Raw genomic sequence first — 26,774 nt, 5'->3', positions numbered from 1 at the left:
AAATCAACTATACCAAATGGAGAGGTGTTTTTCTTGTTTGAAATACTTTGTCAAGGAACCTATTACAGTAACTACGAGCACTAGAGTCTCTTGATTTTATTAAATTTTTCTAGGTGCGAAAGTTGAGATTATAAGAAGTATGTTTAAAAGTTTTTTAACATACTTGAAAGCGCTTAACAAAAGGTGAACATCGTTATATTTTAATCCTCAGGAAGGTTTATTATTTAAAAAACATTTTGTTTAAAGAACATAAAATTTATTTTTTAACTTTTAGGGAGGGATTATAATGGCTCAAGAAAAGAAAATACCAAGTGGATTTATTTATTTTTTCGGAGCTTTTGGTGGTATTCTATTTGGTTATGATATTGGTGTTATGACAGGAGCTTTACCATTTCTGCAAAGTGATTGGAACCTTCAAAATGACCCTGTGGCTATTGGCTGGATCACCTCTTCTTTAATGTTAGGGGCAATTTTCGGGGGCGCAACGGCTGGACAAATTTCTGACCGTTTGGGTCGACGTAAAATGATTTTGATAGCTGCTGTCGTTTTTGTTATAGGTTCTATTTTAGCAGGGGTATCTCCTCATAATGGGATTTTATTTATGGTAGTATCTAGAATTATATTAGGATTGGCTGTTGGGGCAGCTTCTGCATTAGTTCCAGCTTATATGTCAGAAATGGCTCCAGCGCGTTTACGTGGACGTTTGTCTGGAATTAATCAAACAATGATTGTTTCTGGAATGTTGCTTTCGTATATTGTAGCTTTTATATTGAAAGATTTACCAGAAACAGCGGCATGGAGATTGATGTTGAGTTTGGCTGCTGTGCCGGCATTAATATTGTTTTTTGGGGTATTAAAATTACCTGAATCACCACGCTTTTTAATTAAGAACAGTAAATTTGATGAAGCGCGCAGAGTGCTGAGTTATATTCGCTCTGGCAAAGATGAAATTGAGTCTGAAGTAATGCAAATTCAAGAAGCTTCTAAAAAGGAAGTAAATCAAAAAACATCATGGGGTACATTATTAAGTGGTAAATACCGCTATTTAGTAATTGCCGGTGTAGGCGTTGCTGCATTTCAGCAATTCCAAGGTGCGAATGCAATCTTTTATTACATTCCATTAATTGTAGAAAATGCAACAGGCAATGCAGCAAGTTCAGCTTTAATGTGGCCAATTATTCAAGGAGTTATATTAGTGCTAGGTTCACTGCTTTTCATATTGATTGCAGATAAATTTAATCGTCGTACCTTATTAACATTAGGCGGAACAGTAATGGGACTATCCTTTATTTTACCGGCGATAATTAACATTATAATTCCAAATGCAAATCCAATTATGATAGTAGTATTTTTAAGTATCTATGTAGCATTTTATTCATTCACGTGGGCTCCATTAACTTGGGTTATTGTGGGAGAAATGTTCCCGTTGCTTATTCGTGGACGAGCATCAGGACTAGCTTCCTCCTTTAATTGGGTCGGCTCTTTCTTAGTTGGTTTGCTATTTCCTATTATGACCGCATCAATGGCGCAGGAAGCTGTATTTGCAATTTTCGGTACAATTTGTTTATTAGGTGTACTATTTATCAGAACACGGGTCGTAGAAACTCGTGGTCGAAGTTTAGAAGAAATTGAAAAAATAGGGGAAAACCAAATATTGAAAGAAAAAAATGCATAATAAATAATTCGATTAATATAGTGTTTTGAATAAAGTATCAATCAATCATAATCGATTTAACATGTAGCTAAACATTTTCTTACGGTCGGAGTAATTATTCCGGCCCTTTTTTCTATCATCCATTATTTCAATAGAGAGGAAGGAAACAATATGCAACTATCACAAAATAAATTCGGCGAAATAGATAATCAGACTGTCTACTCATTTACAATCACAAATAATAACGGCGCAGAATTAACATGTATCAATTATGGCTGCATTATTACGAAAATAATGGCACCAAACAGGCAAGGTACCCTTGAAAATGTCGTCCTTAGTTATGATACGCTGGAAGAATATGTTCATGACACAACATTTCTTGGGGCTATCATTGGCCCTGTTGGCGGTCGAATAAAAGATGCCTATTTTGAGATGGAGGGACAAACCTATACACTGACAAAAAATGAGGAGGAAAACCATCTTCATGGAGGTATAAAAGGGTTTCATCGAGTGGTTTGGGATGCGGAAGTTTTTAAGAGTGAAGGCGCAGCGGGTGTTCAATTTAAATATATGAGTATAGATGGTGAAGAAGGGTATCCGGGGAATGTTACAGTACAAGTTACTTATACGCTTAATAACGAAAATGAATTAGCTATCGAGTACGAAGCACTTTCAGATAAGAAAACAATTCTGACAATGACAAATCATTCTTATTTTAATTTAAGTGGTAACCTTAAGCGGGACATTTTAGATCATACATTAAAATTAAAAAGTGACCAGTTCTTGGAGCTTGATCAGGAATTTATCCCAACTGGTACCTTATTAGATGTAAGAAATACGCCATTCGATTTTACGCAAGAAAAAAATATAAAATCAGGAACTGTTTCCAACCATCCGCAAAATATGCTTGTAGGAAAAGGATACGATCATCCATTTCTTCTTAAAAGCAATCATGACGAAGAAATAATACTGAAAGATCCTGAAAGTGGAAGAAAGCTAACGATAGAAACAGATGAACCTGGGGTCATTGTTTATTCCGGAAATTCTATAAATAGAGGGAATATTCGAGGTGTTCCATCAAGAAAACACCTGGGGATTTGTTTGGAAACACAAGCCTTACCCAACGCAGTACATTTTCCTACATTCCCATCAATTATGATTCATGCTGATGAAAAGTATCATTCCGTTACCAAATATCGATTTGGTGTAGAGTAATCCATTTTATTATCAAGTTTACCATTATAAAATATCAATATGCGCATTACAATACACACAAAAAAGCTGTTACACGATCAGTTACCTGATTGTGCAACAGTCCTTTCAGTCAGATCATATACACTTCTTCTTATTTTTTCAGTCCAGGTAGAATTAGGTCGATGGCTAGCTTGTATAAATTTTTCTGATCCTGACTTGAATGATAGCCAAACAATTCTGCATTCACTAACGATGTGATAAAATTATATAAAAGTACAGATACATCATCAATATGCAAATCTTCTTTGAATTCCCCACGATTTATGCCTTCCTCTAAAATACGGTTCACGATTTGAAATTCGGGTTCATACAGTTTTAGCACAGCGTCATAATGGTTTTTATTTGTTGAAACAAAATATTCGTGAATGGTATTCATAATCGGCTTTTCTAGCATTATATGATTTAATTTCGCCCAAATGTATAATTTTTTCTCAGCTGATTGCTCAGCCTTTGACGTAATATCCCAATTTCGAATAAATTCATTAGATACTTCCTGAATACAGTAAAGATACAGTTCCTCTTTATTTTTAAAATGGTAATAAATCGTCCCCTTACTTAAATTTGTCTCATTTTTAATTTCAGTCATGGATGTGGCACTATAGCCTTTATATTCAAATATTTTCGTTGCGATATCCACGATAAATTGCCTCGTATCGTCGCTATTCACGCCTGTTGGTCTACTCATACTTCCTCCACTGTTTTTTAATTCTATTTTAGCGTATTATAGCTTATTATGCGAATTAATCGGATAATTGTTCAATTATTTGGCATTCAAGTTTTATTTTATATAAACATGCATATAATTAATTGACCGTTTGTCCGAATAGTGTTATGTTTTTTTCGAGGGGAGCGATTCATTTGAAAAACAAAGTCATTATTATTGGTGGAGGCGTTGCAGGCTTAGCAATGTCATTATTTTTGAAGAAAGCAAATATTGATAGTGTCCTGTATGAACAAGCAAAAGCGTATAGAAAAGTTGGTGGGCATTTTGTTATCCACCCAAGTGGAGTACAAATGCTTGAAATCTTAGGGTTAAGTGAAGAAATTAAAAAGAATAGTCATCATATAGTGGATTTTGCAGTCCTTGATAAGGACAACAAACCATTATTTGAAGAAACAGAATTAGAAGCTGAACTAGAATTTGAGGAAATGCCATACTTCATTAATATTGCCCGTTTCCATCTAATCGATTTGTTATATAAAGAAGTTGTAAGTCAAGGAATTGACATACAGTTCGGGAAACGTTTAGAAGGATTTACACAGGATGCAGAAGGTGTAAACGTAACGTTTGAAGATAGTACTGAAGATTTTGGTTCTATTTTAATTGGAGCAGATGGTGTCCGTTCGAAAACGCGTGAACTTTTATTTCCGTTTCCGGCAAATCCGTTAAAATATTTAGGCAAAACAGGTGTATACGGCATGATTGAAACAGAAAAAATAGCTAAGTTTAAGGAATACTTCACAACGGATAAGTCCCTTATATATTTCCATGATAACTTTAATTTCTTCGTATCGAAGCATCACCCAACAGATGAAGAAATTTCATGGTCACTTATTTCAACGGAGCCACGGAAAATCGCGAAAAAAGATTTTGAAGGAAAACCGATAGAGGAATTAAAAGTAGACTTAGCTGCACGGTTTGAAGGCTGGGAAATGCCAATACAACAATTAATAGAAGCAACAGACCATATTATTGCAAAGCAACTTTATCGCATCGACTTAATGGAGCATTATTCACACGGTCGTGTTGTATTAATCGGTGATGCCTTGCATACAGCGGATCCGAACGCAGGTATGGGAACAACTTTAGCGTTTGAAGATGCGATGTATTTAGCAAAAATGCTACGTGATTATGATTATGAGGATGCCTTTTATTATTTCGAGCATGACCGCAAGCCACGTGCAGAAAAAGTGTTTCATAGTGCTAATTTATTAGACAATTTAGAGCTTGATAATGTAGAAGATTATGCATTCTTTAATGACGGAGATGGGACTACCTGGGATAAGTAGAATGAAACAAACCGATGCTCATGTTGACTTCATGCGGTCTGAAGAGCAATATAACCGTCATTGACTATTTATTTATCGGGATTCGTTTTGTCCATATAACCTACTCTCAACCTTTGAGGAAAGTGTGGTCTGCCAGAGTTATTATCCTTTTCCGAAGTTGTTCATTATTTTTAGTGTACCTATTTGTATTATCGAAAATACCAGGTGTCAAGGTATCTGACTCTCGGATGCCGTTTGCCCAGTTAAAATATCGATTCTAATTGTGTTAATTATTGAGAAAAGTGTACGACGACAACTGAAATGAATCATAGCAATTACTAACAATTAAATGTTTCTTTCAGAAAGCTAATGTGGCTATTATGGAAATAGACTTAATTATATTTAGAGAGTTAGTGCATGAAGTGTTTAAGAGAAATAGTGGTATAACTAGTCAAAAAATGTAAAGATGGTTTCGTTTATCATAAAAAGATAAGTGAAACCATTTTTCGTTGTGTTATTATCATGATTCACCAACAGATTTGAACAAATTTATAGCAGGGTAAGAGTGTATATTTTTCCTGTTTGTTGTTGACTTAGATAAATTAAGAATATATAATAATTACTATACCGACTGTTCGGTATAGTAATTATTGAATAGGGGAATTATCATGTCAAAAGAAAATTCTTTATTTCGTAACCGCACATTTAACCTTTTAATCATTGCTGGGATATTTGCTGTATTAGGGTTTAGTGTATTTTTAACAACGACCACATGGTATGCGGTGACGGTAATGGGATCAGCAGGATCATTAGGATTAATCTTAATAGCCGCCACAGTACCAAGGTTAATTATGATGACATTTGGTGGTGTTTTAGCTGATAAGTATAAAAAGACAACGATCATGTTTACCACGAATTTAATTCAAGGTTTTTTACTGTTACTATTGTTTCTTCTACTTGTTAATGATCAATTGAATTTAGCTTGGATATTAGTACTATCTGGATTGTTCGGCGGTTTAGATGCCTTTTTCGGACCAGCTAGTTCCTCCATGATTCCAAAAGTCGTGAAAAAACATCAGTTACAACAAGCTAATGCTTATTTTCAAGGTGTCGATCAGCTTGCTTTTATTGGTGGTCCAATACTTGCAGGATTGGTTATGGAAGCAGCAAGTATCGAATGGAGCTTTTTAGTAGCTACTATGTTAGTATTCATGTCAGCGGTAATAATCTTTCCACCATTTATTAAAGAAACGGCAGTTGAAGATATTGGAAAAGCTACTCCGTTACAAAATTTTAAAGATGGATTTTCTTATCTCAGAAAAAGCCGTTTTCTGGTGGTTGGAATCCTTATTTTGATCACGGCGAACTTTTTCGTCTTTGGATCGATACACGTTGCCGTTCCTATTCTAGTTGAATTACTTGATGGAAGTCCTATTCATCTTAGCTTTTTAGAATCGTCTCAAATGGTGGGGATGTTAATTAGTACAATGATATTAAGCGTTGTTAAAATAAATAGGAAAGGGTTCGTGTCCACATTCGGATTATTTGCTACACTAATTACAGCACTGATATTTAGCCAAGTATCGAATTTAATAATCCTTACAGTAATTGGTTTCTTTATTGGATTTTTCATGTCATTTGTTTATATCCCGTTTTTCACTGCTGCACAAGAACAAACGGACAGCCGGTTAATGGGAAGAGTAATGAGTATCATTTTCCTAGCAATGAATGGATTTGATCCACTTGCATATGGTTTGGTTAGTATGTTTAGCGCAATTGGCTTTAATATTCAATACGTGTTACTCGCATTTTCTTTACTGGGCTTGATCATAGCTACTATTATTGCGCTAAGAGCCAAAGATTATGTGCGGAATTAATTATATGAATAGAAGGTGATGGAATGAAGGTAAACAATAGAAAAGAGTTAATTTTTCAAGCTGCAATAAAAGTAATTTCCGAAAAGGGAATCAACAATTTTTCCATTCAGAATGTCTGTGACGAAGCAGAAATTAGTAAGGGAGGCTTGATGTATCATTTCGCTTCAAAAGAAATCTTAATAACATCATTACATGAGTACATCATTGGGTATATTGAACAATTAATCATGGATGAAAAGAGTGTCAGAGAAACATACACTGAAGCTTATCTTCATGCCTGTCTACTAGCTGCAAAGAGTGATGAGACAAAAACATATATGTCATTATTTAATTACGAGGTTAATGAAGAGACAAAAGTTCTCTGGGAGAAGTTTTATGAAGAGGTAGTAGAAGAGTTATCTAAGGAACTTTCTGATGAATGGGTTACTTTAGTCGTCTTAACAACAAATGGAATATTTACTAAAGATAATTATTACTCTGAAACCGAGCTTGAATCTGTATTAAATCTCTTAGTAAATTTGATAAAAAGCCGTTGATTGCGACATTAATTTAGACCTAGAAAATGTTTGAAAACAAATAAGTATGTGAAATGATGTACTTAAAGTGACTAGTCACATTAGTGAAATAAGAAAATTTAATATTACGATAAAAAACGCTCAAAAGTGAGCATTTTCGTTTACTGTTAAATTGGGTAAGAAGTGTGTGTTATTATTGAGTTATTTATAATGTTATTAGCTTTTTCCTCTTCCACATAAGCCCTTTACGCGACCTATCACTCATTTTAAATCACTCTTTTTGTTGTTTTTAATATAGAATAAAAAAGCGCTAGATTTGTTTTATTGAATATTTAGATTTAATTTATGCAACGCTAGTATTTAATATTCTCCTGCCTTTTTGGATTTTATGATACCATTAGTAACGCTTTTTATAATAATAAGGTCATTATCTGTTAAACTATCAAGCTGTTTTTCTAATTACCTTCTTCTAGTATTTTTCATCCTATCAGAATAATGTAGAAAAATTCATCAACAGATACATTAAGTAACGTTACAAGATCATAAAGTACCTGTATGCTAGGGTGTGTCCCTTATTTTCAATATTCGTTTAATAATGGAGATCAATTTCTATTAATGATCCTACTTGTTCTCGAGTTAAATTTTGTTTTGTACGGGTTCCTTTTATCGCAAGTCTAAATTTTTTAAAATTATATTATGATGAAACTCTGATACTCTTAAAAACAGGCCTTCGTATTTCAGAGTTTGGAGTTTGACACTTTCAGATTTAGATTTTGAAAAATCGTCTTATCCATGTAGACCATTGGCTATTGAGAGATACTGAAATTGGGTACTACATTGAAATACCAAAAGCCAAAAGTGGCGAGTGTCAAGTTCCTATGGTTGAAGCCTATCAAGCATTTAAGCGAATGTTAGCAAATCATAATAATGGTAAACGTGTTGTGATTGATGGATATAGTGATTTCCTTTTTCTTAATCGTAAAGGATATCCAAAGGTTGCTGCTGATTATGGAGCTATGTTGAAAAGCCTTGTTAAGAAGTACAACAAGTATAACGAAGATAAGTTACCACATCACACCACATATTTTGCGACATACGTTCTGTACCAACTATGCAAAAGAAGGTATGAACACGAAAGCATTGCAATACATCATGGGGCACGCAAATATAACGATGAAACTGGACCACACGCAACATTCGATTCCGCAATGGCAGAAGTTGAATGCTAAAAAAAGAAAACAACAGGAACAGCTTGCTGCTTAGTAGTAACAAATGAATGTACTATTTATTTACCACTTTTGAAAGCTAAGACATAGGGAAATATGAAAAGAAACGTGAAGTATCTACCGACAGTAAAAATGCTCGAAAGCCAATAGAATAAAGCTATACGAGCATTTAAGAATATTTAAAAAGATAATCAGAAATTTATACTATGTTTCAATCAAAAATATTATTTATCGTCTGGTTTATTCCCATCACTAGCAATATTTGAAAGCTCTTCGTGTGTTGTTTTAAGAAGGTCTTGCAGTTGTTTTTTCTTTTCGGGATGATCCATAACCTGTCGAGCTGTCTTCATAAAGTCATGAAATAAACCTTGCATGTCCGATCGAAGGTTTTGCATTTCTTCCATATTCACGTTTTCAAATTGGTTCATTCGTGAAACAAAAGGATCTTCGTTTTGATGGCTGTCTAAATAGATCGTACCTTCCTCGGTAATATGGTATACCTTTTTCCTTCCTTCTTTAACGGCTTCAACAAAATCCTGATCCTCCAGCATTTGAAGTGTAGGGTGAACGGAACCTGGGCTTGGTGAATAAAAGCCTTTGAATTTTTCTTCCAAAACTTTGATGATGTCGTCACCATGCCTTGGTTGTTTTTGTAATATTTTTAGCAAAACCAACTTAATATCTCCGCGTTTGAAAAAATTTTCGCCGCCACGGCTGCCACCTCTTTCGTCATGTCCGGCAAAGAAATGGGATCCGCCTCTTCTTGGGAACTTTTCATGCCCCATTCCGAATTTATTTCGTTTTAGAAACTCCTTATGGAATGTGTTGTCTTCATCAAAAATAGGATGATTAAAATGTGCCAGCTTATGGAAAAAAGGTTGTTCATCTTATTGAAACATAATCTATTCCTCCTGTATATTTTTTGCTTCGAAGTTAACGATATATCGTTAACTGTCAAGATGAAGTATCTTATTCTAAAGAGAGGTGGACGTTCAACATGCGTCATCCTATGCTATACTGGAGTAAATAACTTTATGTGTGTATTGGAAGGCAGGTGTAGCAGATGACAAAGAAGTTACTACTAACTGGATTTGAACCTTTTCTCCATTAATCCAACGATGAAAATCGCAGAAGAATTAGATGATGCAATGATTGGAGATTATCTGATTACTTCCCGGGTACTGTCTGTAGATTTCCAAAAGGCAGGAAGACAGCTCCTCCAACTCATAGAAGAAACAAAACCAGATGCGATTATTTCACTCGGACTTGCAGGCGGCAGGTTCAAGATTAACCCGGAAAGAATTGTATTGAATGTGAATGATGGACCTGCGGATAACCAAGGTCATAAGCTGGATAATGAAGCTATTTGGGAAGACGGCGCAGATGGTTCTTTTCTACATTACCAATCAGCAAAATGGTTCAGCAGTTGCAAAAACAAGAACTTCCCGCTGAAATTTCCAATACAGCAGGGACGTATCTTTGCAATCATGTCATGTATCAAGCACTGCACTATGTACGGACAAATGGCCTTCGTCTGCCTGCTGGTTTTATCCATATTCCTGCATCCCATGAACTTGCTATCGAACACGAGAAAATACCGAGTTGGAGCCATGATGATCTGAAGAGAGCCATTGTTGTTTGTGTAGAGACTTTACCGCAGCGTAACTGGCTGGGGCTGCGGTTACTCGCCCCATCGAAGAGCTTTTGTAAGACTCCCACTTCAAGAAGGGAGAAAAATCAAAAATTCTAAGTGGGAGATCCAACAGCCAGTAATGGCCCGATTCGTTCAACTAACCTTCAGTGGGGGAAAAGAAAACCCCCACTGAAGGAAGTTTCACTTTATCAGAAATAGTTAGCAACAGTTGACGTTTTTTGATTTACTACCTAGACCATTTTAAGAAAAGAGGAATCATTCATGAAAAAAGCATTACTAAACATTGATTATACGGTTGACTTTGTGGCAGATGAAGGCGCTTTAACTTGTGGTAAACCTGGTCAGGATTTGGAAAATACGATGGTTGCAATCACCGAGCAATTTATCAGAGAAGGCAATTATACTGTGTTTGCTGTTGATGTTCATGATAAAGATGATGTCTATCATCCGGAAACCAAGCTATTTCCGCCTCATAATATCCGTGGAACGAGCGGCAGAGACTTATATGGGCAGTTGCAGGAAACATATGAAGGAAATCAGGATAAAGACAACGTATATTACATGGATAAATCGAGATACTCTGCTTTTGCAGGTACGGATTTAGAAATAAAATTGCGGGAAAGAAAGATTGAAGAAGTGCATCTGGTTGGCGTGTGTACAGATATTTGTGTGCTGCATACGGCTGTCGATGCCTATAACAAAGGTTTTCACATTGTCGTGTATCAAGATGCGGTTGCTTCGTTTAATCAAGCTGGGCATGATTGGGCATTAGGTCATTTTGAAGGTACTATGGGTGCTGAAGTGAAGAAATTTGAAGAGAAATAATAAGAGATATTTTTTTGGGTTTTCATTATTCCCTTCATTACCAACAGCAAATAGCATACACTATACTTTACAAATAAACAGTGCTAGTATTGCTATTGTAGATTCATATAATTAAGAATTAAACAAATTATTAATAAGATAATGGAGAGGGGAAAAGTTATGTATCCAAATATCCTGAGGCATCCTGGCCCTACACCAATTCCTAAAAAAGTGGAACTGGCCATGACACAAAATATGATCAGTCATCGTTCCGAAGAATTTACCAAATTATATCAAGAAGCTACGGAACGTGTGAAACCTTTATTCGGAACAAAGCAAGATATTTTACTGCTCCCTTCAGGCGGGACGGCAGCATTAGAAGCAGCTGTCGCCAATACCACTTCTGCTGGTGACGAGGTAGTTGTTGTGACGATAGGTGCTTTTGGGGACTATTTTGTTTCCATATGTGAAAAACATGGATTGCATGTGCATAAGCTTGAAAAAAGTTGGGGAGAAGCTTGTACGAAAGAAGACCTTGCTGCCTTTTTAAAGCCATTATCCAATATTAAAGCTGTTTTTGCCACTTATAATGAAACTTCTACGGGTGCTTTAAATCCAGTTAAACAGTTGGCAGAGGCAGTACATGAACACACCGATGCGTTATTTATTGTTGATGGAGTGAGCTGTATTGGCGGTGCTCCGTCTGAAATGGATGAGTGGGGTATCGATATTTTAGTAACTGGTTCGCAAAAAGCCATTATGTTGCCGCCGGGACTCGCTTTTGTAGCTGTAAGTGAAAAAGCTTGGAAAGTCATAGAGGCGAACCGCACGACTGTATATTATTTAGATTTATTAAGTTATCGTGCATGGGCAGAAAAATCAATGACACCCAACACACCAGCGATTTCATTGATTATGGGATTGTCTGCTGTGTGCGATCTCATTGAAGAAGAAGGCGGATTTGCCAAAACAGTAGAGCGGCACGAGCTCATGAAAAATATGGTCCGGGCAGCTATGAAGGCTCTTTCTATCGATTTGTTAACAAGTGATACGTACGCATCACCAACATTAACGACAATTTGTGCTCCGAAGGGATTAGATTTGTCTGCATTTTTAACACATTTGAAGAAGAAGTATCATCTTGATTTAGCGGGCGGTCTTGGCCATCTTCAAGGTAAAGTATTTAGGTTCGGACATATGGGATATTGCTTCCCTAGTGATATACTTCAAGCAGTTTCCTTAATCGAAGCAGGGTTACAAGACTTTTCTTATCCATTTGAGAGCGGTGCAGGAGTAAAAGCGGCACAGGATGTGTTCTTGTCTTCTGTGAAAAATTAATCTGTATATCGTAAAAAGCAGCGTTCATTCCGTGAAATATGAAAGGTTTTTGACATGACTTTAAGAAAAATCATACACCTCATTTCACATGACATGGATGTATATCTTGCGAATCATTCATTGGTTAATGGTTCGCAAGATATAAAGTGCTAAGTATCGAGTCTATGCAGAATAAAAGGAAGCAATGGCCGAATAAAAGCTTCCGGAGATACGTTGCTTTTTTTCCATTCCATGGAAGCTCCATAAATGGTCCAGCTAAGGATTGCTGCCATATGACGAAGGAGGGCCTCTTCTTTAGCTGGGTTTTCTTTGTGCAGCAGCGGATAGAGGATACTTGCTACGTGTTCTCTGATAATACGCGCAATCGTTTCTTCGTATCCACGGTGGCAACGTGAAGATAAAGTGTTTTGGAAGTTTGCCACAGCAGTAAATAGCTCAATGACAACTTGATTTCCCCATGCCATTTGATGGATGGCATTTGTATCCAGGTTAAATAGCAAGACTTCAGACAAAACTTTTTCTAGCAAATCATATTTATCATTGTAGTGATAGTAGAATGTAGCTCGGTTGACCATCGCTTCTTCTGTGATATCCGTAATACGAATATCGTTGAATTCTTTTTTCTCGGAAAGGGAAATAAATGCATCCATAATCAGTCGTCGTGTACGCAGTATCCGCAAATCTGTTTTTTCCTCGGTCATTTGAATCTCCTCCTGTTTTTCAACAGTTTTCAAAAAATGTCGTATATACAATGAATCCAGAAGATTATTGGTTTTTACGTTATTACTTGTGTCTTATAATAGAATAATAAGGAAGGGAACAAAAGTAATACGCCTGAAATAATGAATATGTAAAGAAATACAGAATAAGGAGAATGATCATGCGTCAAGAAAATATGATATGTGATGTGGAAACAGGCCTTTGCGGAGAAGCAGACGGAGAAGAAATGGAAACATTTCAATTCAATCAGCCAAAGAAAGAGATTGATATCTATTATGTGACGGATCCGATTTGTTCGCATTGCTGGGCATTGGAACCTGTGTTACGGCGTTTTCTGACACAGTTTGAACAGTATTTTAAACTACATACTGTGATGGGCGGCCTTTTGGAGAAATGGAGCGACACGTCCGTTGATCCTGCGAATGGGATATCTGGTCCAGCTGACGTTGTGGGACATTGGAAAGAGGTAGGAGAGCATTCGAGAATGCCGATTGACGGCTCGTTAATGGCTGATGACTATGTGACATCGTCTTATCCGCCGTCCCGTGTTTTTAAAGTGATTCAAAAAGAGTATAATGATAATCTGGCTTATACGTTTTTGAGACATGCACGAGAAGCCTTATTTGCCTTTAATCGGAATATCTCAGATGCTGCCATCCTAATAGAGCTGATAGAAGGACTGGGACTTGATGGAGAAAAAATTGTCCAACAAGCTGATTCAGCGCTGGGGCATCAATTGTTAGAAGAAGACTTTAACTTGAAAGACAGCTTGGGAGTCAGAGGATTTCCGACAATTATTATGGTGAATCAGGAAGGGCAGGGCATCAAAATCGTTGGTGCACGCACATTTGAAGATTATGTGAGCGGGCTTCAGCAAGTACTTCCGTCAGAAACACTGGCACCAAAACAAGTACCTGCCTTTGCCGATTTGCTGAAACAGGAGAATCTTTTATTTTCCAAAGAAGTGGAAGCATTGTATGATTTAGAGAACAGCCAGGTACAGAGCTTTGCAGAAAAAGAATTGGCAACAGCAGATTATCAGGTGCATGAGCTGCTTGGCGAACAGTATTATACATTGAAAAAATAAGAGAGGTGCTCTGAAAATGGCGCATATATTACAAGTCGATTTTACGATGGAAGGTCCGTTTGGAGAGGAAATGGCCGCAGCATTCCACGATTTAGCCGTAAGTATCCGCGAGGAAGACGGATTCCAATGGAAAATATGGACGGAAAACCCGGATACGAAAGAAGCTGGCGGTATCTATGTTTTTGATACAAAAGACGCTGCCGAGAAATATTTAGATATGCATACCAAACGATTGGCGCAATTTGGAATCACCGATGTTCGTTCAAAAGTGTTTGCGATTAACGAGACACTGACGAAAGTGACGGATGGTCCAGTAGAATAATTGCAGCGAAAAGGGTTATGATTGGGAGAAATTCTCAATCATAACTCTTTTTTTAGTTGCTTTTTTGTTGTAAATGCAACAAAATTAATTTAAAATATATCACAAGGAAAAGTTATGGAGGGGAAGATATGGCAGAAATTCTGCGGGAAATTGGAATGATTGCGAGAGCACTTGACTCTATCAGCAATATTGAATTTAAAGACTATCATCTTACGAAGGGCCAATATTTATATCTGGTCCGTATTTGTGAAAATCCGGGGATTATTCAAGAAAAGCTGGCTGAAATGATTAAGGTAGACCGGACAACAGCAGCTCGTGCTGTCAAAAATATGGAGATCAATGGTTTTATTGAAAAGAAAGCAGATACCAATAATAGAAAGATAAAAAAGCTGATGCCGACAGAAAAGGGAAAAAGCATTTATCCGATGATTAAAAAGGAAAATGATTATTCCAACCAAGTTGCTTTAGAAGGGCTGACGGAAACAGAAGCGGATTCCCTTGTCTATTTACTGGAGAAGGTACGAAAAAATATTGAAGTAGACTGGGAATTTGTGAAGAAGGGAAATAAGCGGGAGTATTAACCTGGATGAAAGGAAGGCAGGAAGATGACAATGAACATAAAAACTTGCAACCAAGATGATTTACAGGCGCTTCAAGAAATCAGCGTCGAAACGTTTACGGAAACATTTCAAGAACAGAATACATCGGAAAATATGCAAGCCTATTTAGAAAGCGCATATACATTGGATAAACTTCAAAAAGAAATGGCGCAGCAGAATGCAACGTTCTTTTTCATTTATTATAATGACCAGCTGGCCGGGTATATGAAAGTGAATACAGATAACGCACAATCTGAAGAAGTGGGAGAGGATGCTCTGGAAATAGAACGTATCTATATTCGGAGCGGATTTCAACGGAAAGGTTTAGGAAACTATTTGATGGATAAAGCAATTGACATTGCTAAAGACAAAAAGAAGGAAAAGATCTGGCTGGGTGTATGGGAGTATAATGAACAGGCGCTTCTTTTTTACAAGAAAAATGGTTTCGTGCAGACTGGATCACACTCCTTTTTCATGGGGGATGATGAGCAGACAGATTATATTATGATGAAAACACTGAAAATACACGTTTAAATCTAAAGAAGCAAAAAGTATGTTTCTTAGCGAAATAGCAGAAATCACCGAACGGAGGAAAGAAAAAATTAATAGAGTCAGTTATTTATCGTTTCCTCTTGCTGAATATTTCAATTTATCAACTATTTCTTATAAAATAGAATTTAAAAAGGGAGGAAGATACATGTCTTTTCAATTTGACCATCTTGTTCATTTTGTCGATAACCCAGAAGAAGCTAGGGATGAATTAAAAAATCTCGGACTTCATGCTGTAGACGGAGGAAAGCATGATAATGGCGGAACGTACAATACACTTAGCCATTTTGGTTTAAGTTATATTGAATTGATTGGTGTCTTTGATAAGGAATTAGCGGACCAACCTGCTGAAAAATATAGCTTGAGAGACACATTTCAAAAAGACCAATATGCGTCCGGTTTATCACGCATCGCATTACGGTCTTCTAATCTGGAGCAGGAAGCAGAACGTTTGAAATTACTTGGGCTGGAGGTGATTGGCCCGGTTCCTTTAGGCAGGAAAAAACCGGATGGCAGTATGATCAATTGGAAGTTGTTATTTGCAGGGAATCCGGAAGAAGAGCTGACCTTGCCATTTTTTATTGAATGGGAAGAAACAGATAAAGAACGCAGACAAAGTCTGGAAGAGCAAGGAACGATTGCCACGCACCCCAAAGGAGATCTATCCTTATCTTTTGTCGGTTTTGCTGTAAAAGATGCGAAAGCGGCTATACAAAAGTGGGCGGCATATTTAGATTTGGAACAGGGAGAATCGTTTTTTGATGAAGATTTACATGCCACAGGATATCGTTTAATGCTGGAAGGTGGAGACATTATATTTTATGAACCTAATGGAGAAGGGGCGGTTTCTGATACGCTGAAACAAAGAGGAGAGAAACCTTTTATTGTTACCATCTCAGGAGGACAGCAGAAAGAACAATTTGAAGTGCAGAATGCCATTTACCGGTTTATGTAAAGCAATACTCAGCTGTTTACCCTTACTTAAAAAACCCCTGACAAAGGGGTTTTTTAAGAGGGAGTTTTTCAGCCAAATCATATAAACAGAAAAAATCTTCTATGTTAAACTGCCGCTTTTTGTTCGTTGTCCGGATAGAGTAAAGAAAATACAATGCCGACAATCAAACAAATAAAGAAAGTTGCGGCTTTGGCAGATATAATCGCTTCCAGCGGGGAAAGAGACCAGAGAACAGCGCTGATTGCACCGGTAAGAATGGTTGCGATAACCCCGATTCCAGAGACCCGTTTCCAAAAGAAGATTAACAGCACCACGACAGAAAATGTATTTCCAATCCCTGCCCAGGCAAAAGATACGAGGCTGTAAATAACAGATTCTGATTTCAGAGAAATAATAATTCCGACAATACCGCTGATTAACGCAACGAAGCGGGATACATGTACAAGTTTTTTACTGGTAATGTTCCACTTGAGCGTTTTATGAATAATGTCCTCGCTGATAGAAGTTGTAATAACCAATAATTGAGAAGATGCTGTTGACATAATCGCAGCCAGAATCCCTGCAAGGATAATTCCAGATACCCATGGCGGTAAAATTTCAAAAATCATATGCGGCAGAATCATCTCCGGATCAGCCAATGTACCTTGCGGGTATAAAGCAGAAGCAAAAATAGCTGATAGAAAAGCTCCCACATAGACAATCATTGTCCAGATAAGCGCCATATTCCGGCCGGTTACGCGTTCTTTTTCGGTTGTTATCGCCATAAACCGGGAACTTAATTGCGGCTGTCCGCCGAGCCATCCAAAAAACCAGGAAAAGTTGGTAAACAGCATTGCTCCTAAGGCAAGCCCATTTAATCCGCCAGTCCAGCTATCTGCTCCGCCGCCTCTTAATGATAGTTCTGCAGAAACGCTCAACCCCTGATTTTTAATCTCTATAAAGGCAACAATTGGTATGATAATAAAAGATATCAGCATTAAAAAACTTTGTACCGTATCTGTCCAGACAACCGACATAAAGCCGCCTAAGCAGGAATATGCAATAATAATCAGGGCGATAATAATCGTTCCCCAAGTGATACTGAATCCGGAAATGGAATAAACGGTTTTACCCATGCCTGAGAACTGCGCAGCTAAATAACAGACAAAGAAAACAACCATGACTGTAGAAGCTAACCAGCGGATAATATCCGCATGCCTTGGAAATTTAACCGCAATATAATCTGTTAAACTATTTACCTTGTATTTTTGCTGCTCCAACATAAATCGTTTCGACAGGAACAGCCAGGAAGCGAGCACGCCAAAGAACATTCCTGATAACACCCAGATCCCGGATAAACCAGCTACATAAATAAACCCGATGGCTCCCAGGAACATGTAGGCAGATTCCCCGGTAGCACGTTCAGAAAAGGCAAGTACCCAGCCGGGAACTTTATTGCCCCCTAAAAAATAATCGTTATGTGTTAAGTCTTTTTTGCTGAAATAAATTCCTATTGCAAGCATAGCGAGCAAATAGAGAATAATTTCTACGTAAATGATTGTTTGCACAAGTTCTTTCTCCCATCTAAAGTTTAAATAAGACAATACCTATCATTTTTATCAGATATTATGCTTTTTTGAAAGATTTGTCAATTCTCATTTGAAAAATCTTCCGCTAATCTATTACATATTTCTATAAATTTCATTGCTGCTGGAGATGGATAAGTGTTTCGTTTATGTGCAATTCCAACTGTCCGTGCATAGTGTTCAGAAAAGTTCTTTTGCACAAGGTTTGCCGGTGCATGATGTAAAATAGATTTAGGAACAATCGAAATGCCTAAATTCTCTGTTACCATCGTTAAAATGGCTTGATCAACCGACAATTCATATACAACATCCGGATCGATTTTATGCTCCGATAGAATACGTAATACATCGCGATCAATGTTTTGTTTGGGCATAATCCAGCGTTCATCTTTTAATTGATTCAGCGTCAGATGTTCTTCAGAGGCAAGTGGGTGTTCTTTAGCCATAATGCATCGAAGCACGTCTTCAAAAATAAAATGAAATACAACATTTTCAGATGCGGGCTTGGCAATAAAACCAATATCAACGACACCATGCCGGAGCCAGTTTTCAATTTGATCATAATCTCCCTCCATCAGACGGATAGTGACGTCGGGATAATGCTGTTCGAAATAAGATAGAACCTTTGGAAGCAATACGAGTGAAATACTGGGGAGAACCCCCACTGTAATTGTTCCGCCAATCAGATTTTTTAAATTGGCAACCGTATTTTCTAATTTCTGCTGTTCCTGCAGCATTTTCGAAACGTGTGCATAGACTGCTTTTCCATCGCTGGTTAAAACAATATTATTCCTATTGCGAATAATTAAAGAAAGGTCTAATTCTTTCTCTAAATTATTTATTGCATGTGTAATAGAGGACTGCGTCAGATTTAACTTCAATCCAGTTTCCGTGAAATTCCCCGTTTCGATTAATGTGTGAAATGCGGTATATTGTGCTAACGTAGGCATAACAGATTCCCTTTCAGATTATTCCTCTGCAAATATATGAATTATTTTCATAGTTCTATATTAAAATATTCATTCGATTTATAATTAATCATATTTTATAATAGATATAAACCTGAGTAAAGTAATATGAATTTAAGGAGAGGCATAAAATGAGTGAAGAAAAACTGATGATGAAAGCTCTGTCCATGGATATTATTACAGCGAAAATGTTTAATGAACTGCATCAATCCATTACAGAAACGTATGGAGACGAAGAAGGACGCAATCTTGTACAGCAAGGCCTGGAAACATTTGGTTTGAAAGATGCGGAAACATTGGCTAAAAAAGCAACAGCAGAAGGACAGAACCATGTCTTTTATGAATATTTACCACAAGTTGTAGAAGCAGAAGAAAAATATACAAACGTAACAGCTTTTGCGCGTTTTTCTAAAATGTTTGCTCAAATTGCGAAACAAGTCGCAGACAAATATGGGGAAGAGGGCGAAGATGTTATCCGCCGTGCTGTGGAAAGGTACGGGAGAAAACGAGGAGAAGGTATTGCCCAGCGCGCACGCTCAAATGGTTTAGAAAATAACTCAGATAATTACTTGAAAAACTATGATATGGCCCGCAGTGAATTATTCGAAGTGGATACCGTGCATAAAGAGAATGAGGTAGAACAAACCTTTACGTATTGCCCGTTCGGTCAGCAGTGGGCAGATGATGATATGGGTGAATACGGTATTCTGTATTGCCAAATGATCGATCCTGCTGTAGCCAAAGGTTATAATAAAAATTTCGAAGTTGTGCATGACCAGTATGTTTTGCGTGAAGGCCAATGTCATTTTCAATTTCAGATGAAAGAGTAAGTAAATGATTTGTAATGTATTATTGTAACTATACAGTATGTCAAGTGATTGTTAAATATAACTCAAATAAAAGGCAGCGGATATTTCATACTACGATGAGATATCCGCTGCCTTTTTGTTTAAATGGAGGGGAAAACAGGAATAATAACAGAAAGATATCACATATACAAAGGAAAGGGTGAATCAAAATGACAGAGACTCACATGCCAAAAGACAAAGGTTTAGATCATACACTGAAGCTTTTAGATGAAGGATACCGTTTTGTAACCAATCGTTCAAATAAGTTTGAATCACGCGTGTTTGAAACAAGGTTGTTAGGTGAGAAAACCATTTGTATGGTAGGTGAGAAAGAAGCGGAACTTTTCTACGACAATGCCAAATTTTCCCGAAAGGATGCTTCTCCCGACCGGATTCAGAAGACATTATTTGGAGAGGGAGGCGTTCAGGGCTTAGATGGTGAAGAGCATCATCACCGGAAAGAAATGTTTATGTCTCTGATGACAAAAGAAAAGCTGCAAGAGATATCTTCCATTCTCCGAGAAGAGTGGGAGCAGGAAATGAAGAGCCATTCCACAGGGGAAGTTCAACTTTATCAAGCAGCAAAGTATGTATTAACAAGGTCTGCTCTGCGCTGGACAGGTACCCCTCATGAGGAAGAAGACATACCTGAATGGGCAGAACAGCTAAGCTACATGTTTGAAGCTGCTGGTTCCGTCGGATGGAACCATTGGCAAGCAAGACAATACAGGTTTATGGCAGAAGAACGGATAGCAGGCCTGACGGAACGGATACGCAATGGTAATGTGGAAATTGATAAGGACAGTCCAGCATATCAATTTGCAATGCATCGTGATCTAAACGGTGAATTACTTGATGAACAGACAGTTGCCGTTGAAATATTGAATCTGCTGCGGCCGATTGTAGCGATTGCAGTTTATATCGACTTTCTCCTTCTGGCTATGCATGACTATCCGGAAGAAGTGAAAAAATTGGAATCCGCAGACGATATGCACCGTTTTATTCAAGAAGTCAGACGGTTTTATCCATTTTTCCCTGTTGCTCCAGCACGGGTCAAAGCTGATTTTACATGGAATGGATATACTTTTAACGAAGGAACATTAACATTACTGGATTTATACGGCACTAATCATGATCCGGATATTTGGAATAAGCCGGAGCAGTTTCAGCCGGAACGATTTCAGGGATGGAAGGAATCGCCATTTAATTTTATTCCGCAAGGCGGCGGCGAATTTGACATTGGCCATCGCTGCGCAGGCGAATGGATGACGATGGACGTTTTAAAAACAACCCTGGACTTTTTTGTTAATCATCTTTCTTTTGCGTTTACAGAACAGGATTTGAGTTATGAGATGGATGATTTTCCGCCGATTACCAAAAGCGGCGTGATGGTTCGAGATATACAGTTTAAATAAATTAAACAGAGAAAATTACTTTTATAAAACCAGAGCGGTCTCAGGCTTGCTTTGGTTTTTTCTGTATAAAAGGAAGGGTTCATTGGTGTTTTATCTGTTTGTTCTTTCATGATCCTCTTACTTAAAGTTTACTCCGTAAGATATAGCTTTTATTACTATATACGTTGAAATAAAGATTTTACTTTCTAGAGGATGTTCAAAGAGTCCAATAAAAATGACGCGGCAGGAAAAGGAACTTCTACTAAGAACGCCCACGTCGGTGTGGCGGGCGTAGAAGCCACCGCATCCTGCGTAAGTGGGTTGACTAGCAAATTCCAATGGGGCTGCGATTACCAATGTTGTCAGGTTAGTATAACCGCTGCGGCGGACCGTTTTGCTTTCCTAGGGGCACGCTCTTCAGCTAACTTTTTCCAAGAAGATCGCTTGGCAAAAGTGGATCTTCAGAGGGTGCTGATCCCTCGTCCAGCTACAAGCGTCAAAAACTAGACAACTTCCCGAGAGCGCCCTACGATAAAGAAGACTTAGCGATTGGCAAGCCGGCAGGCGCAGACAGAGCTAAAGTCGCACTTATGCCCCGCGGGTGAAAAGAAGACTTAGCGATTGGCAAGCCAATAGGCGCAGACAGAGCTAAAGCCGCACTTTCATCGACTAAGAACGGTCACGTCCTGTGACCAACGTCGATACTAGGACGTCGTGTCCGTCGTGCCCCGCGGGTGAAAGTCATCATCCGTTCGTAAACTCACGGTGATTCCTTTATCTCGTAAGTGATGGAAGTTCGACCAAGGTCGAACCACCCCCAAAGATCGGGGGCGCAATTGTTACGTTTTTAAACGACGCTTTCCGCTTTCCTTTCAGGAGTCAAAACGGTCCGCCTCCGCTAGTGGGATGTTCTATACATGAAATAGTTGAACAAATAAAATCATTTAACTCCATTAGGATGTTATTTCTTCCAAAAGCTGTAGCATCCCATCAGAGCGCAGGCCAACCACGTAGACTCCTAGTCGGCTAAAACCGGTCACGTCCTGTGACCAACGGCCGACACTAGGACGTCCTGTCCGTCGTGGGAGCAGGGCGAGCTGAAGATCCACTTGAAAAGCGGGTTTCTTTTCAAGTTAGCTGAAGCCGTCCCCATGGCAGACTAAGAACGCAACGTCCTGGGGTTGCGCTTACTCACCCCATCAAAACCGTTGTTGCAACGTCTGCACTAGTACGTCCTGGGACTGCGGTTACTCGCCCCATCAAAAACCGTTGTACGTCGGAAAGCGTAGTGGTTGGCCGGAGCGGAAGCTATACACCATATCTTGTTAAAAAAATAGAAGGGGCTCTAACCAAAAGCAAGCATGATAATAGAGATCTTGTCCATTCTAAAACAGCAAGGATTATATGCTTATTCTTAAGCGCATAATTTGAGTAAATTTCACAAAATTCATTAACCTGACAACATTGAGACCTGCGATTACTCGGTCTATTAAAACCGTTGCTGCGATTACTCGCCCCACCAAAACCGTTACTCACGTATTATAAAGCACGAACTTAGCCGACTTGGTCCTATTTATCGGACTTTTTTGAACACGCGCTTCTAGAATCCGCTCTGGAAAACACCCCACTGATAACATTATTTAACCGCATTAAATAATGAATGATTATGTTAGATAAATTAAAAAGATAGATTAAATAAATCATCTTTTATGGTAATCATTAAAAAAAGTATTGTCACAAAATGTTCAATGTTGTAACATTGTATTACAAGTTATGAAAACGCATTCAAAGGAGAGGTTGAATGAAGAATAAGTTATTTTTAATTGGAGTTTTTATTTTTGCTTTGGTTTTATCTGGCTGTAATTTTGAAAAGAAAGAGATTTACAATATAGCAACAGCAACAACGGGGGGTACATACTATCCGATTGGCGTCGGAATGGGACAGCTTTGGACTGAGCATTATCGTGAACAAAATATTAAATTTAATGGGCAGGCTTCTGCGGGGTCTGTAGAAAACATTGATTTAATGAAAAATAACGAAGCTGATTTTGCAATACTTCAAGGATTAATTTCCACACAAGCAGCCGAGGGAAGCGGGATTTATGAAGGAGAGCAATTTGAAGAACTCCGATCTGTGGGGATGATTTGGCCCAATGTAGAACATTTTGTATTAATGGAGGATCTTGTACAAACTGGAAATATCTCAGATATTGCAGAACAATCGTTCTCTGTTGGTCCACAAGCGAGCGGAACAGAGCAATCTACTGTAACTATGATGGAAGGTATTGGTCTTGGTACAAATGACATCAGAACAGAGTATCTTGGTTACGATGATACGATTTCGGCAATGAGAGATGGAAGGCTGGATGGCGGTTCTCTTCCGGCAGGTGTACCGGTATCTGCAATTACAGACATGTATGCTAGTGGATTAAATGCGGATATTTTAGAGGTAACCGATGAACAAATGGGTGACATCAATGATATCGTAAATACATGGTATCGCTATACGATTGAAGCAGGATCCTATCCAAGACAGGAGGAAGATATTGATACGATTGCACAGCCGAATATATTAGTTACTACTTCCGATATGGATGAAGAAATGATTTATAACTTAACCAAAATATTGTTTGAAAACCGTGAATATATGATAAATACTCATAACTCGGCCCGGGAAATGCAAGTGGAAACTGCTTTGGAAGGGTTAAACACGCCCCTTCATGCGGGAGCATACCGTTATTTTGAAGAACAAGGTATTGAGATTGAAGAGCATCTTATACCTGAAGAAGTCAGAGAGGAGGAAAATTAATGGGAAATGCACAAGTGTCGAATACGGAAATGCACAGTACTCCGGAAGGGAATCCTGTGGATCCTCAATCACTGCGTAATAGAATTATTGCCATTGTTGGTATTATCCTGTCTGTCTTTGTGTTACTCACATCCAGTTATTTAAATATTCAAGAATTTTACCGAAATACGATCTTTTTAATTTTGATTTTTGTAATGGGATTTTTACTCCACCCTGCAAATAAAAAGAAGACAGGAAAAATAGCGTCGATAGATATCATGATGATTTTCCTTTCTGTTATTTCTATAGGCTACATTACCGTCACATATACTAATTTGCATGTGGACCGGCTGTCACAGCCAAATACAATCGATTATGTATTTGCAGTTTTATGTATTCTGGTACTGTTTGAAATCACGCGCAGGTCAATTGGTTGGTTTATTCCGATCTTAAGTGTTCTAGCGCTGCTTTATGGTATATATGGTGCTTATTTTCCAATTGATTTTGCACATTCCGGGTTTACCTTTGAACGGATGATGTACCGGATTTATATGACTTCGGATGGGATATTCGGTAATACGTTATCTATTGCTTCTACGTATATTGTATTATTTATCTTGTTTGGTGCATTTTTGACTGTCAGCGGTGCAAGCAATTTGTTTAATGATTTGGCTCTAGCAATCGCAGGCCAGCGCCGAGGAGGGCCAGCACAGGTTGCCGTTATTACAAGCGCCTTGACAGGATCATTAAATGGAAGTGCTGTAGCGAACGTGGCGACAACAGGTGCGTTCACTATTCCGCTGATGAAGAGTATCGGGCTAAAACCGAGATTTGCAGGCGGCGTAGAGGCAGCTGCCTCTACTGGCGGAATGCTGATGCCGCCAATTATGGGTGCGGCCGCCTTTATTATGGCTGGTTTTTTAGGAATACCTTATACAACGATTGTATTGGCCAGCATTCTGCCTTCTTTATTATATTTTATCGCTTTAGTATTTGCGATTGATACAGAAGCAAAAAAACAGGGGTTAAAAGGGATAAGCAAAGAAAACATTCCGGATATTAAGAAAGTACTGTTGGAAAGAGGTGCATTACTTTTGCCAATTATTGTGGTGATGGTTGTACTTCTATTAGGAAGAACAGCTATTTTTGCCGGATTTGCCGGTATTATCGCCACAATCATTACGTCCTATCTAACGAAAGATAAAACAAATCGAATTACGGTTTCTAAGTTTTTTCAAGCTCTTATTGAGGGAAGCAGGAATTCAGTTCAAGTAGCTATTGCCTGTGCTTCTGTTGGAATTATTATTGCTGTTGTATCAATGAGTGGTATCGGATCGATGCTTGCTTATAATGTAACAGATCTTGCAGGAGGGCATCTGTTTATTATCTTACTGTTCGTGATGGTTACCTGCATTATACTCAGCCTGGGTCTGCCATCAACCGCTTTATATATTGTGGTAGCAGTGACAGCTGCGCCAGCACTTGTGCAAGCAGGCGTTAACCCTTTAGCAGCACATTTTTTTGTATTTTATTACGGTGCTATGTCCAATGTTACTCCACCGGTTGCATTAGCTGCCTATACTGGAGCTGGCATTGCAAAGTCCAATCCAATGCCGACTGCTTGGACAGCTTTAAGACTAGCATTCCCTGGTTTTATTATTCCGATTATCATTGTGTATGACCCAATACTGCTGCTACAAACGGATGATGGACCAATAAATTATTTCTTATTGGCTCAAGCATTTATTTCAGCATTAATAGGCGTTTATGCCCTCTCTGTTGGATTCGGGAACTATATTCGCGTAAAATTAAATATAGTAGAAAGAATCTTATTACTTGGAGTAGCTTTCTTTTTGATATCTACGAATCAACTATTTGATTTTATTGGTGTCGTATTATTTGTTTTAATACTCATATTCCATTTTATCAGAAGCAAACGGCTCCAACAGACAGGATGATGTAATCATGAATCCTTTTAAAAAGGAAAAATTATCAGATGTTATTTTTTCTCAATTAGAAAAAATGATTAAAACCGGTGAATATGTGGAAGGACAGAAGCTACCTTCTGAAAATGAATTAGCAAAATATTTTGATGTTAGCAGAGTACCCATTCGTGAAGCTATCAGTAAATTAGTATCTGTCGGTTATGTCGAGTCGATGCAGGGGAAAGGCAGTTTTGTAAAAAGATTGGATGCAACGGATGAATTTAAAGCATACACTTATGGTGAATTTTCCAAAAAAGAATTATTTGATTTATTGGAAATGCGGGCGCTGCTGGAAGTGGAAGCAGCAGGATTCAGTGCAGAGAGGCGAACACAAGAAGCGCTTCTAGATATTGAGCAGGCACTGAAGGACTTTGAAGAAATTAAGAGCAATGAATATTCAATCGGGTTAAAGGCTGATTATAATTTTCATCAAGCGATTATTCAATCAACAGGAAATAATTATATGATCCAGACTTTTCAAAATTTAGAATATGTGCATAGAAATGCGCTGGAATATTCTTTGCAGCTGAATCTGGGGAAGCCTCGAAAACGAGAGGAAGTCTATAGTGAGCATGAACGTATTTTTTTAGCAATAAAGTCGCAGGATACAGCAGCTGCCAGAGAAGCCATGCGCATACACTTGGTAAACATGCGCAGAAAATTAGGTGACGACAGGGTATAGG

The 26,774-nt window shown here is 38.0% G+C and carries 22 protein-coding genes and 3 pseudogenes; 19 read left to right on the top strand and 6 right to left on the bottom strand.

Annotation, left to right across the window (positions count from 1 at the left end; all coding sequences use genetic code 11):
- Window positions 1-286 precede the first annotated feature (286 nt).
- The gene (locus ACFQ19_RS18200; RefSeq protein WP_379594110.1) at window positions 287-1,675 is read left to right on the top strand and encodes a sugar porter family MFS transporter; all 1,389 of its coding nucleotides are present in this window, start codon (window positions 287-289) and stop codon (window positions 1,673-1,675) included.
- 150 nt (window positions 1,676-1,825) lie between these two features.
- Window positions 1,826-2,869, top strand: coding sequence for an aldose epimerase family protein (locus ACFQ19_RS18195; RefSeq protein ID WP_379594109.1), 1,044 nt, complete (start codon window positions 1,826-1,828; stop codon window positions 2,867-2,869).
- Between the two features lie 130 nt (window positions 2,870-2,999).
- Here the strand turns inward: ACFQ19_RS18195 and ACFQ19_RS18190 are convergent, their stop codons facing one another.
- Window positions 3,000-3,593: a TetR/AcrR family transcriptional regulator gene (locus ACFQ19_RS18190; RefSeq protein WP_379594108.1), complete on the bottom strand. Its 594-nt coding sequence runs from the start codon at window positions 3,591-3,593 to the stop codon at window positions 3,000-3,002.
- 173 nt (window positions 3,594-3,766) lie between these two features.
- On the opposite strand from ACFQ19_RS18190, the gene ACFQ19_RS18185 reads away from it, so the two are divergent.
- From ACFQ19_RS18185 to ACFQ19_RS18175, 3 genes are all read left to right on the top strand, one after another.
- On the top strand, window positions 3,767-4,918 hold the full coding sequence (locus tag ACFQ19_RS18185) for an FAD-dependent oxidoreductase (RefSeq protein WP_379594107.1): 1,152 nt from the start codon (window positions 3,767-3,769) through the stop codon (window positions 4,916-4,918).
- Between the two features lie 647 nt (window positions 4,919-5,565).
- A complete protein-coding gene (locus ACFQ19_RS18180) occupies window positions 5,566-6,774 on the top strand; it encodes an MFS transporter (RefSeq protein ID WP_379594106.1) in 1,209 nt (402 codons plus the stop codon).
- A gap of 23 nt (window positions 6,775-6,797) precedes the next feature.
- Window positions 6,798-7,310 carry a TetR/AcrR family transcriptional regulator gene (locus ACFQ19_RS18175; RefSeq protein WP_379594105.1) on the top strand — a complete coding sequence of 171 codons (513 nt, stop codon included), beginning with the start codon at window positions 6,798-6,800 and terminating at the stop codon, window positions 7,308-7,310.
- 339 nt (window positions 7,311-7,649) lie between these two features.
- Here the strand turns inward: ACFQ19_RS18175 and ACFQ19_RS20350 are convergent.
- Window positions 7,650-7,712 (bottom strand): annotated as a pseudogene (locus ACFQ19_RS20350) (hypothetical protein); the annotation flags it as partial.
- A gap of 272 nt (window positions 7,713-7,984) precedes the next feature.
- Here ACFQ19_RS20350 and ACFQ19_RS18165 point away from each other — a divergent pair.
- Window positions 7,985-8,552: pseudogene (locus ACFQ19_RS18165) on the top strand (site-specific integrase); the annotation flags it as partial.
- A gap of 187 nt (window positions 8,553-8,739) precedes the next feature.
- Here the strand turns inward: ACFQ19_RS18165 and ACFQ19_RS18160 are convergent.
- A complete protein-coding gene (locus ACFQ19_RS18160; RefSeq protein WP_379594104.1) occupies window positions 8,740-9,300 on the bottom strand; it encodes a PadR family transcriptional regulator in 561 nt (186 codons plus the stop codon).
- Between the two features lie 278 nt (window positions 9,301-9,578).
- On the opposite strand from ACFQ19_RS18160, the pseudogene ACFQ19_RS18155 reads away from it, so the two are divergent.
- From ACFQ19_RS18155 to ACFQ19_RS18145, 3 genes and pseudogenes are all read left to right on the top strand, one after another.
- A pseudogene (locus ACFQ19_RS18155) lies at window positions 9,579-10,169 on the top strand (pyroglutamyl-peptidase I); the annotation flags it as partial.
- Window positions 10,170-10,430: 261 nt separating this feature from the next.
- Window positions 10,431-10,994: a cysteine hydrolase family protein gene (locus ACFQ19_RS18150; protein ID WP_379594103.1), complete on the top strand. Its 564-nt coding sequence runs from the start codon at window positions 10,431-10,433 to the stop codon at window positions 10,992-10,994.
- 159 nt (window positions 10,995-11,153) lie between these two features.
- Window positions 11,154-12,311 carry a pyridoxal-phosphate-dependent aminotransferase family protein gene (locus tag ACFQ19_RS18145; protein WP_379594102.1) on the top strand — a complete coding sequence of 386 codons (1,158 nt, stop codon included), beginning with the start codon at window positions 11,154-11,156 and terminating at the stop codon, window positions 12,309-12,311.
- 149 nt (window positions 12,312-12,460) lie between these two features.
- On the opposite strand, the gene ACFQ19_RS18140 is transcribed toward ACFQ19_RS18145, so the two are convergent.
- Window positions 12,461-13,012, bottom strand: a complete 552-nt coding sequence (locus tag ACFQ19_RS18140; protein ID WP_379594101.1) for a TetR/AcrR family transcriptional regulator — start codon at window positions 13,010-13,012, stop codon at window positions 12,461-12,463.
- Window positions 13,013-13,191: 179 nt separating this feature from the next.
- On the opposite strand from ACFQ19_RS18140, the gene ACFQ19_RS18135 reads away from it, so the two are divergent.
- The 5 genes from ACFQ19_RS18135 (at window position 13,192) to ACFQ19_RS18115 (ending at window position 16,543) form a co-directional block, all read left to right on the top strand.
- A complete protein-coding gene (locus ACFQ19_RS18135) occupies window positions 13,192-14,118 on the top strand; it encodes a DsbA family protein (protein ID WP_379594100.1) in 927 nt (308 codons plus the stop codon).
- Between the two features lie 16 nt (window positions 14,119-14,134).
- Window positions 14,135-14,440, top strand: a complete 306-nt coding sequence (locus ACFQ19_RS18130; RefSeq protein WP_379594098.1) for a monooxygenase — start codon at window positions 14,135-14,137, stop codon at window positions 14,438-14,440.
- Window positions 14,441-14,568: 128 nt separating this feature from the next.
- Window positions 14,569-15,021: a MarR family winged helix-turn-helix transcriptional regulator gene (locus tag ACFQ19_RS18125; protein WP_379594097.1), complete on the top strand. Its 453-nt coding sequence runs from the start codon at window positions 14,569-14,571 to the stop codon at window positions 15,019-15,021.
- A 24-nt stretch (window positions 15,022-15,045) separates the two neighbouring features.
- Window positions 15,046-15,573 carry a GNAT family N-acetyltransferase gene (locus ACFQ19_RS18120; RefSeq protein ID WP_379594096.1) on the top strand — a complete coding sequence of 176 codons (528 nt, stop codon included), beginning with the start codon at window positions 15,046-15,048 and terminating at the stop codon, window positions 15,571-15,573.
- A gap of 163 nt (window positions 15,574-15,736) precedes the next feature.
- On the top strand, window positions 15,737-16,543 hold the full coding sequence (locus tag ACFQ19_RS18115) for a VOC family protein (protein WP_379594095.1): 807 nt from the start codon (window positions 15,737-15,739) through the stop codon (window positions 16,541-16,543).
- A 104-nt stretch (window positions 16,544-16,647) separates the two neighbouring features.
- Here ACFQ19_RS18115 and ACFQ19_RS18110 read toward each other — a convergent pair whose 3' ends face one another.
- Both ACFQ19_RS18110 and ACFQ19_RS18105 read right to left on the bottom strand, forming a co-directional pair.
- Window positions 16,648-18,090 (bottom strand): sodium/proline symporter, encoded by a 1,443-nt coding sequence (locus tag ACFQ19_RS18110; RefSeq protein WP_379594093.1) that lies wholly within the window; start codon window positions 18,088-18,090, stop codon window positions 16,648-16,650.
- A gap of 80 nt (window positions 18,091-18,170) precedes the next feature.
- Complete coding sequence (locus ACFQ19_RS18105) at window positions 18,171-19,058, bottom strand: LysR family transcriptional regulator (RefSeq protein WP_379594092.1); 888 nt, start codon at window positions 19,056-19,058, stop codon at window positions 18,171-18,173.
- 149 nt (window positions 19,059-19,207) lie between these two features.
- On the opposite strand from ACFQ19_RS18105, the gene ACFQ19_RS18100 reads away from it, so the two are divergent.
- The 5 genes from ACFQ19_RS18100 (at window position 19,208) to ACFQ19_RS18080 (ending at window position 26,773) form a co-directional block, all read left to right on the top strand.
- A complete protein-coding gene (locus ACFQ19_RS18100; RefSeq protein ID WP_379594090.1) occupies window positions 19,208-19,906 on the top strand; it encodes an L-2-amino-thiazoline-4-carboxylic acid hydrolase in 699 nt (232 codons plus the stop codon).
- A gap of 188 nt (window positions 19,907-20,094) precedes the next feature.
- Window positions 20,095-21,339: a cytochrome P450 gene (locus ACFQ19_RS18095; RefSeq protein WP_379594088.1), complete on the top strand. Its 1,245-nt coding sequence runs from the start codon at window positions 20,095-20,097 to the stop codon at window positions 21,337-21,339.
- A 1,780-nt stretch (window positions 21,340-23,119) separates the two neighbouring features.
- Window positions 23,120-24,127, top strand: a complete 1,008-nt coding sequence (locus ACFQ19_RS18090; protein ID WP_379594087.1) for a TAXI family TRAP transporter solute-binding subunit — start codon at window positions 23,120-23,122, stop codon at window positions 24,125-24,127.
- Window positions 24,127-26,064 (top strand): TRAP transporter permease, encoded by a 1,938-nt coding sequence (locus ACFQ19_RS18085; protein WP_379594086.1) that lies wholly within the window; start codon window positions 24,127-24,129, stop codon window positions 26,062-26,064. The genes ACFQ19_RS18090 and ACFQ19_RS18085 overlap by 1 nt, the downstream gene beginning before the upstream one ends.
- A gap of 7 nt (window positions 26,065-26,071) precedes the next feature.
- Window positions 26,072-26,773, top strand: a complete 702-nt coding sequence (locus tag ACFQ19_RS18080) for a FadR/GntR family transcriptional regulator (RefSeq protein ID WP_379594085.1) — start codon at window positions 26,072-26,074, stop codon at window positions 26,771-26,773.
- Window position 26,774 lies beyond the last annotated feature (1 nt).

The sequence above is a fragment of the Oceanobacillus locisalsi genome, from assembly GCF_042675985.1.
In the GTDB taxonomy this organism is placed as follows: Bacteria; Bacillota; Bacilli; order Bacillales; family Amphibacillaceae; genus Oceanobacillus; species Oceanobacillus locisalsi.
Note: the sequence above shows the minus strand (reverse complement) of the source record. Positions and strands in the feature narration are given on the sequence as shown.

Bases quoted from the DNA above. Each gene is read 5' to 3' on its own strand.
- ACFQ19_RS18090 (WP_379594087.1), top strand. From the start codon at position 23,120: ATGAAGAATAAGTTATTTTTAATTGGAGTTTTTATTTTTGCTTTGGTT.
- ACFQ19_RS18180 (WP_379594106.1), top strand. From the start codon at position 5,566: ATGTCAAAAGAAAATTCTTTATTTCGTAACCGCACATTTAACCTTTTA.
- ACFQ19_RS18130 (WP_379594098.1), top strand. From the start codon at position 14,135: ATGGCGCATATATTACAAGTCGATTTTACGATGGAAGGTCCGTTTGGA.
- ACFQ19_RS18105 (WP_379594092.1), bottom strand. From the start codon at position 19,058: ATGCCTACGTTAGCACAATATACCGCATTTCACACATTAATCGAAACG.
- ACFQ19_RS18190 (WP_379594108.1), bottom strand. From the start codon at position 3,593: ATGAGTAGACCAACAGGCGTGAATAGCGACGATACGAGGCAATTTATC.
- ACFQ19_RS18175 (WP_379594105.1), top strand. From the start codon at position 6,798: ATGAAGGTAAACAATAGAAAAGAGTTAATTTTTCAAGCTGCAATAAAA.
- ACFQ19_RS18085 (WP_379594086.1), top strand. From the start codon at position 24,127: ATGGGAAATGCACAAGTGTCGAATACGGAAATGCACAGTACTCCGGAA.
- ACFQ19_RS18125 (WP_379594097.1), top strand. From the start codon at position 14,569: ATGGCAGAAATTCTGCGGGAAATTGGAATGATTGCGAGAGCACTTGAC.
- ACFQ19_RS18150 (WP_379594103.1), top strand. From the start codon at position 10,431: ATGAAAAAAGCATTACTAAACATTGATTATACGGTTGACTTTGTGGCA.
- ACFQ19_RS18095 (WP_379594088.1), top strand. From the start codon at position 20,095: ATGACAGAGACTCACATGCCAAAAGACAAAGGTTTAGATCATACACTG.
- ACFQ19_RS18135 (WP_379594100.1), top strand. From the start codon at position 13,192: ATGCGTCAAGAAAATATGATATGTGATGTGGAAACAGGCCTTTGCGGA.
- ACFQ19_RS18120 (WP_379594096.1), top strand. From the start codon at position 15,046: ATGACAATGAACATAAAAACTTGCAACCAAGATGATTTACAGGCGCTT.
- ACFQ19_RS18115 (WP_379594095.1), top strand. From the start codon at position 15,737: ATGTCTTTTCAATTTGACCATCTTGTTCATTTTGTCGATAACCCAGAA.
- ACFQ19_RS18195 (WP_379594109.1), top strand. From the start codon at position 1,826: ATGCAACTATCACAAAATAAATTCGGCGAAATAGATAATCAGACTGTC.
- ACFQ19_RS18160 (WP_379594104.1), bottom strand. From the start codon at position 9,300: ATGGGGCATGAAAAGTTCCCAAGAAGAGGCGGATCCCATTTCTTTGCC.
- ACFQ19_RS18080 (WP_379594085.1), top strand. From the start codon at position 26,072: ATGAATCCTTTTAAAAAGGAAAAATTATCAGATGTTATTTTTTCTCAA.
- ACFQ19_RS18140 (WP_379594101.1), bottom strand. From the start codon at position 13,012: ATGACCGAGGAAAAAACAGATTTGCGGATACTGCGTACACGACGACTG.
- ACFQ19_RS18200 (WP_379594110.1), top strand. From the start codon at position 287: ATGGCTCAAGAAAAGAAAATACCAAGTGGATTTATTTATTTTTTCGGA.
- ACFQ19_RS18145 (WP_379594102.1), top strand. From the start codon at position 11,154: ATGTATCCAAATATCCTGAGGCATCCTGGCCCTACACCAATTCCTAAA.
- ACFQ19_RS18100 (WP_379594090.1), top strand. From the start codon at position 19,208: ATGAGTGAAGAAAAACTGATGATGAAAGCTCTGTCCATGGATATTATT.